Source organism: Candidatus Aegiribacteria sp. (assembly GCA_021108435.1).
GTDB lineage: Bacteria > Fermentibacterota > Fermentibacteria > Fermentibacterales > JCC-6 > Aegiribacteria.
The window spans coordinates 17259-31592 of the sequence record JAIOQY010000209.1; the positions used below are offsets into that span (position 1 = coordinate 17259).

The window sequence follows — 14334 nt, forward strand, 5'->3', positions numbered from 1 at the left end:
TCAAAGAACCTGGTTCTCATTATTAAGAGGAACGGCAATATAGATATTTCCCTGAGCAACACTCCATTCATCAAGCCTGAAGAAAATACCGGAATGAGATGCCAGGACAGCAGCTGTCGCAGCAAGATCAGCCGTCGAAAGCAGTTTCCACTCTGAGAGATTATCCCTTGATGACCTGTTCCATTTTATTGTGAAATTAACGGTATCCCTCATTCGTGATACTTCCATATGTACCGCGCCGCATCCGTTCACAGAGATTGTAGCCGCAGCGGACAGGATTCCTATAAGTGAATTCAGTATCCATTTCCTTACCGGAAGTCTGTCAGGGATATCACCGCTTTTCGTGCAGGTAAACTCAACAGATGTTCCACTGGACATATGCCCCATTTCGAGCACAGTTTTCTCATTCCCGGAAATCCACATATCATCCGGATTTCCATAGAAGGATGAATGAGTGGATAGTTTTTCAAGAAAATTTCTCAGATCTTCAGCGCCTTCAAGAGCAATTGCAAGTTTTTCTTTAACTTTGACTACGTTTGCAGAGTGGAATTCCGCCAGTTCTATGTTCCCCATTATCCTGGCAAGCATATTGTTCATATTATGGATGAAGAACGGAAGAAGGGCACCAGTTCTTTCCCACGTAAAGAAATTTGAAAACATTGAACTCGCAAAAGATACACATATCATGCTGCTCATCTGTGAGAGCAGTTTGCAGGTAAAATCACTTTCTCTCAGTACAATTTCAGGCTCGATCGAAGATCCGGTCAGAGCGAATGGAGCAATGACTGCTGAGAGAGACTCTCTGAGAACAGCTGAATCGGAAAAGCTGGAGTACAGTGAATTCAGTTCGGAATTATCGAAAGGACAGATAATGATAAATGTTGAGTTATTCTGATCACGCAGCTCCCCCGGATTTTCAATAATCCTGAATGGAACAGAAAACGATTCCCCGATACTATTCGCAATTCTCCCGGCCTCACTGCCGATCAGTGTTACAGTTCCTGTTTTCTTTTCACATGGCATGTTCTTCATCATTTTCCTTTCTATCGACGCGATGACCTGACAAGAGGTACGAATCTGACAGGGAGTGATTCCTCCATGGAGAGATCACTTCCACTCCTGGTTATCGAAAGCAGTCGCTGAGACCATGAACCGGCCGGCAGAACCAGCCTGCCCCCCGATGTACTCAGCTGCTGCTCGAGTTCTTCAGGAACCTTCGGAGGAGAGGCAGAAACAATGATTCCATCGTAAGGCGCTGCAGGTAGCCAGCCATTATACCCATCAGCGGCGATAAACCTTATTCCTGAATCAGGATACAGTTCAAGAACTGTTTTTCTGGCTCGCACAGCGAGTTCCGGTATCAACTCCAAAGTTACAACATCCATCCCCATGCAGGCAAGGATTGCGGTCTGATATCCTGATCCTGTTCCTATCTCCAGTATTCTGCTGCCTGGCGGACACCGCAGCATCTCAAGCATGAAAGCTACAATAAAAGGTTGAGATACAGTCTGTCCGAACCCGATGGGTAGTGGATAATTTCCATATGCGACAGAGGTTTCTGTTCCTGGCAATACGAATTTTTCCCGCGGTACTTTCCTGAAAGCGTCAAGTATTTCCGGACTGGAAACACCGGCGTTCGCGATGTCATGACTGACCATCTTCATGCGGAGAAGAGATGAGGGATAATCGGTCTTCAAGATTTCCCCCCATCCACTCTTGCCTTGTTCCTGATTTTTCTCCATTCAGCCATTTTTAACGAGATCGCTGATTCTCTTCCGGATTCCGACGGTTTGTAGAACTCGATTTCCTCAATTTCATCAGGGAAATTGCGATGTGTAACCACTCCATTCGACTGGGAATGGGCATACTGATAACCCCTGCCGTAATCCAGCTGCTTCATCAACTCAGTGGGAGCATTCCGCAGATGAAGAGGAACGGGAAGGCTTCCACCACTCTGTGCAGCAGATACAGCTTTTTTCCAGGCTGAGTAGACGGAATTCGATTTCGGTGCAAGCGCAAGATAGCATGCCGCCTCAGCAAGCGCCAGATCTCCCTCCGGAGATCCAAGAAATCTATATGAATCCGCTGCTCTCATAGCTACAGTAAGAGCAGAGGGATCAGCCATACCAACGTCTTCAGTAGCAAAACGGATCATCCTCCTGGCAATGTAAAGGGGATTCTCACCGGAAGATATCATCCTTGCCAGCCAGTACAGAGAAGCATCTACGTCACTCGATCGAAGTGATTTATGCAGAGCGCTGATAAGATTGTAATGCTCTTCACCGGATTTGTCATAGCAGAGAGGGGAAGAAGAAACAGCTTCACTCACCTGCTCAATGGTTATCTGTTTTCCGGAAGCCATACCAGTAAGGAGTTCCAGCAGATTTAACGCACGTCTGCCGTCACCATCCGCAATCTCCGCTATCCGCTCAAGCGCGCCATCCTGAATACCTGAGGGAATCATGTCCCGGAAGCAATCGTGTGAAACGGCTCTATTCAGTATCGACAGTATTTCGGATTCTTGAAGTCTTTTAAGAACATATACCGAACACCTGCTGAGGAGAGGCGCGTTGATCTCGAAAGACGGATTCTCAGTGGTCGCGCCGGCCAGCGTAATTGTACCGTTTTCAATATGTGGAAGAAACGCATCCTGCTGCGCCTTATTGAACCTGTGTATTTCATCAACGAACAGAATTGTCCCGGTTCCGTTAACCTGCAGTCTTCGAGCATCCTCGACAATGGCCCTCACCAGTTTCACTCCCCCTGTGACCGCGCTGAATCGAACGAAATGCTGATCGGTGTATTTCGAAATCAGAAGAGCAAGAGTTGTCTTCCCTGAACCGGGAGGGCCCCACAGAATGAAGGAACCAAGCACTCCCTCTGTAAGAGCTTTCCTGAATGGAGCACCATCATTCAGGAGATGCACCTGTCCGACGACCTCCTCAAGTGTTGATGGTCTGAGAAGATCTGCCAGTGGTGGCTTCAGATCATTACTGATTACATTGTCAAGAAGGTCCATTTCAGGCAGAAAATACCTTATTCGAAGGTGGAAGGAAAGGGAAAGGGTTTATCCGGATTCACCACCACCGAGCAGTAATATCTAATGCGTCAGATGCTTGTTGACTCCATGAAAAGGCTCAAATCAGCTATCTGAAGGAATATTCAAGCAGAAATCAATTATCAACTCTCTTTAAGCAACGTCACAACAGTACAGGTACTTCAGGATATCCGATGCTGTCAGTTACAGGAATATCAATAAACCTTATGAAATTATCGGAATTATGTAAAACTGAATCGAATGATACCTGTGTATCAATCGTGAAGGCGACAAGGGAGCTGTCAGCTATTGTTGTATGAATAGGAACAGGATTTGAAACAAGCAGGAAGAATAGATGGTTTAGAGCCAAGGCACGCCATTGCATGTCGTTTTTATTAGTGGGTGGCACGCTCGATGTGAGAAACCCGGCACGAATGCCGGGTTTCATCAGATAACAGAACAGAATCTCTAGTTGATGCCTCTGCCCTAAAGAGTCTCTGCACCCATCTGCTGCGTCATTCCCTGAAGGAACATCATTGCAGGAATGGTCTGCGCGGGTGCTCCGGGAAGAAGATTCTCAGCACCCTCGAATCCGAATCCTTTGACCTGAACAGAATGAGATTCACCATCTTCGAATCCTGTTACGCTGGCATAGGCAAGCGGAACAAGAGGAAGCTCGGAAGAAATAACTGCTACAAGTTCACCCTCAGGATGAATAATGGAGAATTCCAGACCCTTAACAGTCTGTCCTGCGATTTCGACTTCCGTCTCAACCGCTCCGAATTCGATGTTATCTAGTTCGTTAAGGAATTCGTTAAGACCTTCCTGTCCGCCTTCTTCGGAGAAGCCTTCAGTAAATCCCTGCTGGAACTGATCCTTGAAAGCCGGATCATCCATCATTCCTTCGAGGAACTCCGGTACACCTGCCATATCAATGGCCATTATCATTCCCTGCTGATCGAATTTGATCATCCTGATGGCTCTCAGGAAGTCAAGAGCTTTTTCCATGTTCTCATCGTTGCCGAACATGTCAGCCATTCCCTCTGCGTCAGCCATATTCTCACGGATATACGCTGCGGGATCAAACATGAAATCCTCGAACATCTCTTCGTAACCTTCAAAAGCGATATTGATACCAACTGGATCCACAAGGATCTGAGCAACGAAATCCTCACCGCTCAGCTGTACCCAGTAGCACTCGGTTCCCTGATTTTCTTCCGTTGATACAACTGAAATTGTGACAGTCTGCGGAATGTCGTCCGCCCCGAACTCTATCCACTGTCCTACAGCAAGCTCCGGTGTATTAAGGTCAAGTATTGCGGAACCTTCTGATCTTCCGCCATTACCGCCTTCACTGTCACCAGCTTCTCCACCGCCGGTAACCTCTCCCGTATCTGTTCCCTCTGTATCGCCTTCACCAGTAGTTCCCGGCTGTTCTCCACATCCGGATAAAGTCATACCGATGATCATTAAAAGCACAAGCAGTAACTTCGTCATATCAACCCTTTCATGTTAATACAGACTTCTTTTCAATAAGAACCAGTATCCCGGAATTATGCGAAAATAAACTCAATCAGTCAAATATATGGCTATTCAGAACTGATATGAATGAGTGCTACAAAAGGAATTTCAGCTTCTCCGAGCTTTTTCCCGCCTCCCAGAAACCCAAGATCAATCACGAAGGCAGCGCCGGCAACAGTATTTCCATCTCTTCTGATTAAAGTAGCAGCAGCAATCGCCGAACCACCTGTAGCCAGCAGATCATCAACTAAAAGAACCCTGCTTCCAGCAGGAAGTGAATCCCTGTGCATTTCAAGTATGTTGGAACCGTACTCAAGCGAATATTCCTCGCTGATCGATTCGCTCGGAAGTTTCCCGGGTTTCCTTATAAGAACAAGCGGAAGATTTTTTTCTGCTGCCAGAACTGAACCGAATATGAACCCTCTGGATTCAATGGCGGCAATTGCGTCATATTCAAATTCTCCGCAGGCCTTTTCGAGATGCTTAACGGTTTCGCCAAGGGCTCCTGGATGCGTAAGTATTGTGGTAATATCCTTGAAATTCACTCCCGGAATCGGGAAATCAGGCACATTCCGTATAAGTCCGCTAATTTCAGTTATGCTCAGCATCTATCCCCCTAAAGTTTTCTCTGACAAATGCCAGTGCTTCCTGTGGTGAATTAACAGGAGTTACTCCATCAATTACATTCCATTTTCCCGCTGCGCAGACAGGCCTTCCGGCCTGAAGGGCAAAAGCAATTTCAGAAAGTGTTCCGTACATTCCTCCGACAGCGATAACAACGCGACCGGAAAGTGAAATTATTCTGTTTCTCGAAGTACCCATACCCGTTACAAGAACCGTTTCAACATACGCATTCGCTTCCGAGGGATTAACACCTGGAAGAATTCCAATTGTATGACCGCCTGCCTCACTGGCACCCCGGCAGACAGCTTCCATTATACCTGTTCCCCCGCCGCAGACAATGGTATAACCCTCTTCAGCAAGATTGTGCCCAAGTTCTCCGGCAAATGAATATTCTTCATGATTCGCGACCGCTCCGCCAATAACGGCAACCATCTTGACCATACAAACCTTCCAGATAATTGAATACGGTGATAGAGAGGATTGGTCGGGGCGAGAGGATTTGAACCTCCGACCTCCTAGTCCCGAACCAGGCGCGCTAACCGGGCTGCGCTACGCCCCGACAACAATACAGCCACGCAAATTTACTACTAACTCCATCTTGATGCAATATCAGTACTCGTTAACCGGAACCTACCAGAAACCCGATTCCTGCAAGTGTACCGGTCATGATCAGGGTAACTATTGCACCTGCAATTGCAACACCAAGAGCTATAGATGGAATTGCCACCCGTGCTGGAATACCAAACAGAAATGCCGCGATACAACCTGTCCAGGCTCCGGTCACCGGAAGTGGTATTGCCACGAAAAGAGTTAATCCCAGAGCTTCATATTTCTCTATTTTAGTTCCGGCTCTATTCCTTGCCTTCTCGAAAAGTCTGCTAAAGAACCTTTCAAAGAACTTCCATCTGCTCAGATACCTGCTTACCGGACCCAGAAACCAGAGTATGAATGGCACTGGCAGCATGTTTCCCGCCACAGCAAGAACGTAGATCTTCCACCACGGCCAGATCCAATTAGCATTAAGAAAAGCTATTGGAATACTGCCCCGCAATTCAGTGAGAGGAAACGCAGAAAGCACCATCATCTGTATTTCAGCAGGGATGCCGCTCAACCACCCCAGAACCACATCACCCATGCTGTTCCTCTCAGTAAATAATCATGATATGAAAATGGTCGGGGCGACTGGATTCGAACCAGCGACCACTTGAACCCCATTCAAGTGCGCTACCGGACTGCGCCACGCCCCGACCGGAAGGCCAATAATTACTCGCTGTCCTCCTGATTGTCAACTGCCATAGGATCCCGCTCAAGAGTACTGATTATGTCGGTTAATTCCTGCTTTATCGAATCGATCAGAGCGGTGGAAACGCTGGTTGCATCCAATTCAAGATTCATCTGTTCCGCCGAGTTACTCATCTCTTCAATCTTCTGCCTTGCTCCATCGATTGTGTAACGTTCCTCGTAAAGCAATCGACTTATCAGCTTGATCAATCTGATCTCTTCCGGTTTGTAGACTCTGTTCCCGGATTGGCTTTTAGTAGGGCTGAGCATGGGGAAAGCAGTCTCCCAGTATCTGAGTACATGAGGTTTCAGTCCGGTCATGCTGCAGACCTCACTTATGGAATAGTAAAGCTTCTCACTGTTTGATTCCACTCTACTCCTCCTCGTGTCTGATAATATGTGACATTTTCCGCAGCACTCGTGTAAAAACCGATCCTTTGGCATCCTTCAGTTCTCTGATTTCCCTGATCATCCGCTTTGCTTCTTCATGTTCAGAATTCCAAGCCAGAGCTTCATTCATCGATCTCTCCGCAAGCAGCAGTTGATCAGCCTGTATATATATTTTCCCCAGCATCACATAGTTTTCAGGATCATGATATTCAATTTTGCATACAATTTTCATATGATTCACTGCATCATGAAACCTGTTCATTCCAGCTGCAGCGGTTGCCAGTACTTTTCTCAAATGAGGACTATCGGGATGTGTATTCAGGTATTTCTCAAGCAATCGGGTAGCTTCCCAGTAATTCCCTTTCCCGCATAGTTTCTCAGCCTGTCTTGTTGAGCGCATCAGTTTCGCGTCGAGGAGCTTCATGTCGGCTGCCTCGGTTTTATCATGAATTATTTTCGGTTTAGGATCAGGAGACTTGCCGGAGTTTTTGTCAACTCCTATGAGTTCATCATATTTTTCGCGCTCATCCTGATTGGAAAGCACATGATAAGCCTCATTGACAGTCATATATGTTTCCGTCATCGCTGGATCATTTCCAGTTACATCAGGATGCAGTTTTCTTGCCAGATCGTGGTAAGCATCTTCAATTTCATCGTGAGATGCCCGGGTGGATACACTAAGAATTTCGTAGTAAGTGGAATATTCTGTATTATCAGTCAAATTCTGTCCAAATCTCTGCCTATTTCAGAACTGTAAATCTTCGGCTGGCAGCAAATCCGTTACTGTCAGTCGCTCTTAAAATATATACTCCGGCGGCTATATCGTCCGTGATATTCCATATTATCGTATTATCACCGTTCAGCAATTCTCCGGAATTATTATACACAATTCTTCCACTTGTATCGTATACGGCAACTTTCACTCCGGTAGATCCAGGTGCGGTGAGTGTGAAAACCGCGCTGGAAATAACAGGATTGGGATAGACAGCGCTGAGTGAAAGCATCGGTTCTATCGAAACACCTTCATCTTCGCCGATACCAACGAATCCAGGCGCGGTCATGCAGAGCCAGATGTTCATAGGTCGGCATTCATTACAGATTCTCTCTATCTCTGTTGTGTCACTCTGCGAACCCCAGAAACCGTCATCGTCAACTTCAGGAGTGAAAGCAAGTATACCCTGCATATCGTTGCCGCCGTAGCACCAGTCGCACTGTTCTCCGTTTACAGGATAAAGAATCTGACCTGCTCTTCCAGGAGTGTAGCCGTTGAACGAAGTCATAGCAGCACCCCAGGCTTCGAAAGTGCTCTGATCCGGCGTGGGACTGTTTATGTATCCCCATGGATAAATCAGCCAGCCGCCGTATGTATGGTAATTCATGGCGGCTATCGGCTCAATGTCCGTTATGAAATCTCTCTGAACCTGGGTTTCAGGTTCGGAGAACGCCGCTGTTCCGCGATAAGTCTCGTTATAAGGATCACCGCTCGAACCGTAATTATCGTAATTCCACATGTATCCCCAGTTGCGGTTGAGGTCGACTCCGTCACCGTCTGTCCAGTTCATGTTCTTCCGCTGGTTTCCACCGTTCGGCATGTTGTACTCGTATCCGTCAGGATTGGCTATCGGCACAAAGTACACAGTGGTGTTGTCAAGAATCCAGGCTGCTCTTGTGTCTCCTCCATCGTAATTGCTGGTCAGCCACATGGCGAAATCAATCAGAACTATATTACTGCCGGGCTCACGCGCATGGATGAGAGACGAAAAATAAATCGGAGGCTTGTATCCGCTTCCCACAGGACTGGTCATCTTTATCATATATATGTCTCTGCTCTGGTATGACTGGCCTATAGTGACCGGTGTATCGACAAGATCCGTATAGTCTGCGGCAAGTGTGCACCAGAACAGCCAGTTCTCCTCAGGGCTGTAATACTCTCCGGCATTTTTAGCGTTCTCCGGAAGGAGTTCACCCCATTCCCTCGGAAGAAGTTCATAATCTGCAAAACGCAGAGAAAGCTGATCAACCTCCCGCTCGGGAATCATCAGATCAGCGTATCCGAGCCTGATATCTACATCTGCTATATCGTATCCGTCAGCCAGCAGCTGCTGCACAGTACCGGCAGTAACATCATGAACCCGAACCAGTCTGTCCGATGAAACAGCGGGAACAAATATGATAATTAAGAACAAAGTTATAAGGAATTTCAATGTAATCTCCTTCGTTAAGATTGACTTCTATCGGTTTAGCACTTAGTTTTGCCGCCTACTGACAGATAATATAGTATTAGGGTATATACAAAATACCACATAATTTGTGAAAGGAGTCTCCTCTTGGCAAGGAGCAAGCAATCTCTCAAGCGTCACAAGACCGATACGGTCAAGACAAAACGAAATCGCAGCAGAATGAGAACACTCAGAAGCGCCATCCGCAACGTTCGCGATGCGCAAACCCCTGAGGAAAGGGAAACAGCCTACAAAAAAGCCCAGAGTATCATTGACAAATCCGGCAGAAAACGGCTGATACACCCTAATAAGGCTAAGAGGCTTAAAAGCTCTCTATCATAGAGATCAGGGTCTGACCGTTAAATAATCAACAGTCAGACCCGATTCGTTTCATTCCTGATCTGATCAGTGCTTCAGAAGTAGTACGTACAGGACAGATTCCCAAGAAACCCTTCAGGGGTTCCACTTATTATATACGGTCCATCATGCAGAAAACCTTCGCTGATGCAGGCATCAAGTGAAAAATTGGATATCTCAAATCCGAGTCCGAACCTGCTGGAAACCCTCGTAGTGACTACAGCATCCTTTTCACCATCTTTGAATCTGTTGGTTACACTGATAGCTCCTGCTCTCAGAATAAGCCACCTGTTTATTCTCTGCTCAATACCGGCCTTAATGTGGATAAGATCAAGGGTCAATGCATTATCACCATCTTCCGGGGAAGAATTATTCACACCTATGAACGCCCCTGCAATCAATCTTGTTTCCGTCGTAATCATTCTGTTAGTGGCAATACCCAGATCCGCGCTTATGGTGGTGATGATAGTGGAATCCTGTATGTCAAGTTTCGAGAAGTCAGCGCTGAAAACAGGAAACAGGTTGAAGAAAGCATGATCCATATGCCCTCTGAGCGAAGCGTTGAATTGAAGTTCCGTGATCTTTGTGGACGTTTCGGCAGCTTTATATTTGACTGAAAAGTATTCAGCGCCGAGAGAAATGTCGGAATACTCGAATGGAAACGCAAGTTCTGTTCCGAAAGTGGTTGAAAACGAATACTGATCCTTGATGCATTCTATGGGGCCGTACCCTGTTGCTTCATTCTCTATATAATCCACTCCAGCAATGATTCCAAAACGGCCGGGATTGTAGAGAACCTCGAGAATATGCTTGTTGTGATTATAGAAAGCTCCCCAGCTTGTTCCTCTGGAATTTATAACTCCGCCGAACCATCCCAGCTGCCACTTATCATTATTATCTCCTATTCCTTCAACTGAAATAGAATTTATCGAACAGAACTGGTATTTGTTTATAGTTCCTGGGAAAGCCCATATTTCACAAAAATCGTTCATGAGCAACCTTGCGTCGTCAGTCAGCACTGTCATCCGTGGATCGCTCGCAAACGAAAAAGCAGTGAGTACAATAAGCGCTAATATTCCGGTTCTCATATAAACCTCCTGGTCAAACAGAATAAAAGCCAATAATATTCAATATGATTGATAGTATGATATTCATAACTTATGAATATCATAGATTAGATGAATTTTCTTTCTACCTTACCACCGATTTCTTCAAGATCATCGCAAATCAAACATATCTCAATATATTGTATTTTCGAGCTAGATCGAAAAACCAGACTCGAGCACAGCACCTTTTGGAATCACAATTATACCTTCTCGGATAAAGCATTGGTCTGAAGAGTATTCCACTATACCTTCGGAATTCTCCAACCTGCATCGATCCCCAATTCGAGCATTTTTATCAATTATCGCGTTCTTTATCAGGCAATCTCTGCCAATCCCGAGCAAAGGGAGGGTTTTATCAGTATTTCTTGGATCACGATAATATCCTTCCCAGTAATCCGCACCCATGAAGACGCAGTTCTCCATCACAGTTCCGCTTCGAATCTTGCCCCGCAGCCCAACTATGCAGTTCCTCAGCTTTACTCCGCTTACATCTGAAGCATCGCAGATGATAGTGTTATCCACTTCACAGTTCTCCATCCTCGCTCCTGGTAACGCTCTTGCCCGTGTAAACAGGGGAGAAAAAGAAGTATACATGTCAAAACAGGGGTCAGGCCCGGCCATATCCAGATTTGCTCGGAAGAAGCTGCTGATGCTTCCAATATCTGACCAGTATCCGTTGAATGGATAGGATAATACATTAAATTCACTTATAGAATCAGGGATAATCTCTTTTCCGAAATCTATAACATCAGGTTCTCGCCCCAGAACTTCCTCAAGCACATCAGGTGAAAACATGTAAATACCCATACTTCCAAGGTATGGCATTTCATCTGTCAGCCCTTTCTGTGTACTCTTAAGCTGAGGCAAATCAACCGGAGACGGCTTTTCACTGAATTCAGTAACGACACCGTCTTGTCCAACTTTCATGATACCAAGTGTCGGGGCTTCGATTGCTGATACCGGCTTGGTGGCGATTGTAATATCAGAGCCATTTCTGATGTGATATTCCGCGAACCTGTTGAAATCCATTCTGTACAACTGGTCACCGGACAGAATAAGCACCAGATCAGGGCAGAGATTCCTGATGTATTTCAGACTCTGCCTGACAGCATCAGCGGTTCCCTGAAACCATTCCCTGTTTTCTTCCGTCTGCTCTGCTGCCAGTATGGATACAAAACCTTCCGAAAATCTGTCAAATCTGTATGTCCGGGCGACATGCCTGTTCAGACTCTCACTGTTGTACTGTGTTAGAACAAGAATATGTCTGATTCGATCATTGATACAATTTGAGATTGGAATATCGATGAGCCTGTATTTTCCACCAATGGGAACCGCAGGTTTGCTCCTGTCCCGAGTGAGAGGAAAAAGTCTTGTACCCCTTCCGCCTCCTAATACTACAGCAACAATTCTACTCATGGCCCCTCCCTCATAATACTCTTCGGAAATAGAACTCCACGGGAAGAATGAGTCAAGAACCATATCATTGCCAGTCACACAGAATATTAAGATTTATTAAATCATTTCTTGACAAATCTAAAATATATATTATATATTCTTTAACATTCAGGAGGTTCAATATGGATATTGGAAATGCAAGGTGTCCTGACTGCAACAAACCTATGACACCGATTGCCTGCGAGTGCCCCATCTGTGGAATACGGATGGAGGGTAATTTCACCGTCTCGATACTCTCCCAGCTGCCACCGGACGACCAGGCTCTTGTTGTAGCTTTCATGCATAGTTTCGGGTCTATCAAGAAGATACAGGATTTACTCAATGTCAGTTATCCTACTGCCAGGGCAAGAATCGCTGAGGTAATCAAAAGACTTGATTCAACCATGAACGTACCGGATGAACAGGAGAACGCAATTCTCGATAAACTCGAACGGGGAGATATCTCCTTCAAAGAAGCAATGGAGAACCTTTAGAATGCCTGCGTGGATACTTCTGCTTAGAATACGTAACTTCCCCATTCCTATTCCCTGGTTCATTATATGGATACTCCTACTGCCATTTATTCTCATTACATCAATGATTGGATATCTGGCCAGAATCAGCGGATTTGGAAACTACATCTTCCGTCTTCTCAGTGAATCATGGAGAATTCTGATGCTGATTATCTGTCTTCATGGAACTGAAGTACGGGTGAATACCGGTGAGGAAGATATTCTTTTTAAATTCATCTAGACTGGATGAAGTGAAAGGAGCGAACAATGGAAAACAGTTCACAGAAAAAGATTCTGGAAATGCTCTCGGAAGGTAAGATCACTGTAGAAGAGGCTACAGCGCTTCTCTCCAAACTTCAGAATACTGACAACGACATTGACGAATCGAGCTCTGAGAAGGATCAGGACAGCAGAGGAAAAACACCAAAATACCTTCGAGTTCTGGTTGATTCAGCAGAAGGTGACAAAGTAAATGTCAGAGTGCCTCTGAGCCTTATAAAAACTGGTATCAAGCTTTCTGCGCTCATTCCCGGTGATGCAGCCGCCAGGATAGGTAATTCGGGACTTGATCTTTCGCAAATCTCAGAGCTTTCCGGTGATGAGCTTATCGAAGCACTCAGAGAATTACAGGTCGATGTTGACAGCGCCAATGGTGACAAGGTGAGGGTTTTCACCGAATAAAGCAAAGAGAAGGTAACATGAAAATCGCTCTTGCAGGAAAACCCGGTTGCGGCAGATCAACTCTTTTTAAAGCTCTTGCGGGATCCTCAGATGCTGACACCGGCAAACCGCTCACTGTTCAGGTACCAGATGAAAGGCTCGATTATCTTACAACTGTTCATATACCTGAGAAAAAAGTAAACGCTACAGTGGTATTCTACGATGTCCCTTCACCCTCGTTTTCTCCCGGGAATATGGCAATCATGAGAAACGCTGCCGTTCTAGCTGCTGTTCTTGATAATTACGCTCTGGGTGATCTTGTAGCGGACTTCTCAGAGATAGAGTCCGAACTCATTCTCTCTGATATGAAAATCACAGAAAAACGACTCGCGCGATTGCGCAAGGAAAGCAAGGGCAAATCCAGAGAAGCGATTCTTCTTGAGCGGATACTCGCGCATATGGAAACAGATCAACCGCTCAGAACAGTAAGTTTTGATAGTAATGAACTCGATCTGCTCTCTCCATACGCTCCACTATCTCTAAAACCGCTTCTCGTTGTTCCAAACAGGATGGGGGAACCTGTAACCCCCGAAGATGCTCTTCACGAAGCAGTATTGTCTCATGGGGCTTCCATTCTTCCAATAGATGCAGGTCTTGAACTTGAGCTGACTGCTATTGAAAATGATGACCGGCAGGAATTCCTGGAATCACTGGGCTACTCCTCAAGTGGTCTTTCCCGCCTGATCAGAGAGAGCTATTCCGCACTCGATCTCATAGTTTTCTATACAATCGGAAAAGATGAGGTCAGGGCCTGGCCCTTAAGACAAGGGGCGACAGCTCCTGAAGCAGCAGGAAGCATTCACACTGATTTCGCCAGAGGTTTCATAAGAGCAATTGTAATGCCCTACGAACTTTATCATGAGTTTCCTGATAGAGCAATGCTGAAAGACAGGGGTGAATTGCAGATTGAAGGCAAGAATTATGTGGTTCAGGATGGTGACATAATAGAGATTCTCTTCAATGTCTGAAAATCAGAATTAACCCGAAACCTGCCTCACTCTGCTCATGGTTGGTGTCATGTCAAGTGTCAGATGCTGTAAAATTGCGAAGTTATTTGGCGTTCCTGCAAGGCGTGGGTGAGGGAGCATAGCAGAGCTATGTAACTGAATCCGCAACGCCGCAGGAGCGTCAAA

The 14334-nt window shown here is 45.8% G+C and carries 17 protein-coding genes and 2 tRNA genes; 5 read left to right on the forward strand and 14 right to left on the reverse strand.

All coding sequences use genetic code 11. The features are described 5' to 3' along the window. From K8R76_12700 to K8R76_12755, 12 genes are all read right to left on the reverse strand, one after another. Positions 1–1035, reverse strand: a complete 1035-nt coding sequence (locus tag K8R76_12700; protein MCD4849035.1) for a hypothetical protein — start codon at positions 1033–1035, stop codon at positions 1–3. An 8-nt stretch (positions 1036–1043) separates the two neighbouring features. Next, complete coding sequence (locus K8R76_12705) at positions 1044–1697, reverse strand: protein-L-isoaspartate(D-aspartate) O-methyltransferase (GenBank protein MCD4849036.1); 654 nt, start codon at positions 1695–1697, stop codon at positions 1044–1046. After that, complete coding sequence (locus K8R76_12710) at positions 1694–3019, reverse strand: replication-associated recombination protein A (GenBank protein ID MCD4849037.1); 1326 nt, start codon at positions 3017–3019, stop codon at positions 1694–1696. The genes K8R76_12705 and K8R76_12710 overlap by 4 nt, the downstream gene beginning before the upstream one ends. Before the next feature lie 504 nt (positions 3020–3523). Then, the gene (locus K8R76_12715; protein ID MCD4849038.1) at positions 3524–4534 is read right to left on the reverse strand and encodes a hypothetical protein; all 1011 of its coding nucleotides are present in this window, start codon (positions 4532–4534) and stop codon (positions 3524–3526) included. 92 nt (positions 4535–4626) lie between these two features. Beyond that, a complete protein-coding gene (locus K8R76_12720; GenBank protein MCD4849039.1) occupies positions 4627–5166 on the reverse strand; it encodes an adenine phosphoribosyltransferase in 540 nt (179 codons plus the stop codon). Then, positions 5150–5623, reverse strand: coding sequence for a TIGR00725 family protein (locus K8R76_12725; protein MCD4849040.1), 474 nt, complete (start codon positions 5621–5623; stop codon positions 5150–5152). The genes K8R76_12720 and K8R76_12725 overlap by 17 nt, the downstream gene beginning before the upstream one ends. A 40-nt stretch (positions 5624–5663) precedes the next feature. Beyond that, positions 5664–5741: transfer RNA gene (locus tag K8R76_12730), tRNA-Pro, on the reverse strand. A 60-nt stretch (positions 5742–5801) separates the two neighbouring features. Beyond that, positions 5802–6317: a small multi-drug export protein gene (locus K8R76_12735; protein MCD4849041.1), complete on the reverse strand. Its 516-nt coding sequence runs from the start codon at positions 6315–6317 to the stop codon at positions 5802–5804. A gap of 35 nt (positions 6318–6352) precedes the next feature. Continuing rightward, a tRNA-Pro gene (locus tag K8R76_12740) sits at positions 6353–6429 on the reverse strand. A gap of 16 nt (positions 6430–6445) precedes the next feature. Next, positions 6446–6835, reverse strand: a complete 390-nt coding sequence (locus K8R76_12745; GenBank protein MCD4849042.1) for a MerR family transcriptional regulator — start codon at positions 6833–6835, stop codon at positions 6446–6448. Position 6836: 1 nt separating this feature from the next. Beyond that, positions 6837–7574 (reverse strand): DnaJ domain-containing protein, encoded by a 738-nt coding sequence (locus tag K8R76_12750; GenBank protein MCD4849043.1) that lies wholly within the window; start codon positions 7572–7574, stop codon positions 6837–6839. A gap of 19 nt (positions 7575–7593) precedes the next feature. After that, positions 7594–9057 (reverse strand): T9SS type A sorting domain-containing protein, encoded by a 1464-nt coding sequence (locus K8R76_12755; GenBank protein ID MCD4849044.1) that lies wholly within the window; start codon positions 9055–9057, stop codon positions 7594–7596. A 123-nt stretch (positions 9058–9180) separates the two neighbouring features. Here K8R76_12755 and rpsT point away from each other — a divergent pair, with 123 nt between their 5' ends. Continuing rightward, positions 9181–9414: a 30S ribosomal protein S20 gene (rpsT, locus tag K8R76_12760; protein MCD4849045.1), complete on the forward strand. Its 234-nt coding sequence runs from the start codon at positions 9181–9183 to the stop codon at positions 9412–9414. A 71-nt stretch (positions 9415–9485) separates the two neighbouring features. Here rpsT and K8R76_12765 read toward each other — a convergent pair whose 3' ends face one another. Then, entirely contained in the window at positions 9486–10517 is a 1032-nt protein-coding gene (locus K8R76_12765; protein ID MCD4849046.1) for a hypothetical protein, read from the reverse strand. Between the two features lie 171 nt (positions 10518–10688). Next, the gene (locus K8R76_12770; GenBank protein ID MCD4849047.1) at positions 10689–11951 is read right to left on the reverse strand and encodes a glucose-1-phosphate adenylyltransferase; all 1263 of its coding nucleotides are present in this window, start codon (positions 11949–11951) and stop codon (positions 10689–10691) included. 161 nt (positions 11952–12112) lie between these two features. On the opposite strand from K8R76_12770, the gene K8R76_12775 reads away from it, so the two are divergent. Genes K8R76_12775 through K8R76_12790 form a run of 4 tightly spaced genes read left to right on the forward strand, consistent with a single transcriptional unit; the run spans position 12113 to position 14169 of the window. Continuing rightward, positions 12113–12463 carry a DUF2089 domain-containing protein gene (locus K8R76_12775; protein ID MCD4849048.1) on the forward strand — a complete coding sequence of 117 codons (351 nt, stop codon included), beginning with the start codon at positions 12113–12115 and terminating at the stop codon, positions 12461–12463. Between the two features lies 1 nt (position 12464). Continuing rightward, positions 12465–12722, forward strand: coding sequence for a hypothetical protein (locus K8R76_12780; GenBank protein MCD4849049.1), 258 nt, complete (start codon positions 12465–12467; stop codon positions 12720–12722). Between the two features lie 26 nt (positions 12723–12748). Then, entirely contained in the window at positions 12749–13162 is a 414-nt protein-coding gene (locus tag K8R76_12785; protein MCD4849050.1) for a hypothetical protein, read from the forward strand. 17 nt (positions 13163–13179) lie between these two features. Next, positions 13180–14169, forward strand: coding sequence for a DUF933 domain-containing protein (locus tag K8R76_12790; GenBank protein MCD4849051.1), 990 nt, complete (start codon positions 13180–13182; stop codon positions 14167–14169). Positions 14170–14334: the final 165 nt, after the last annotated feature.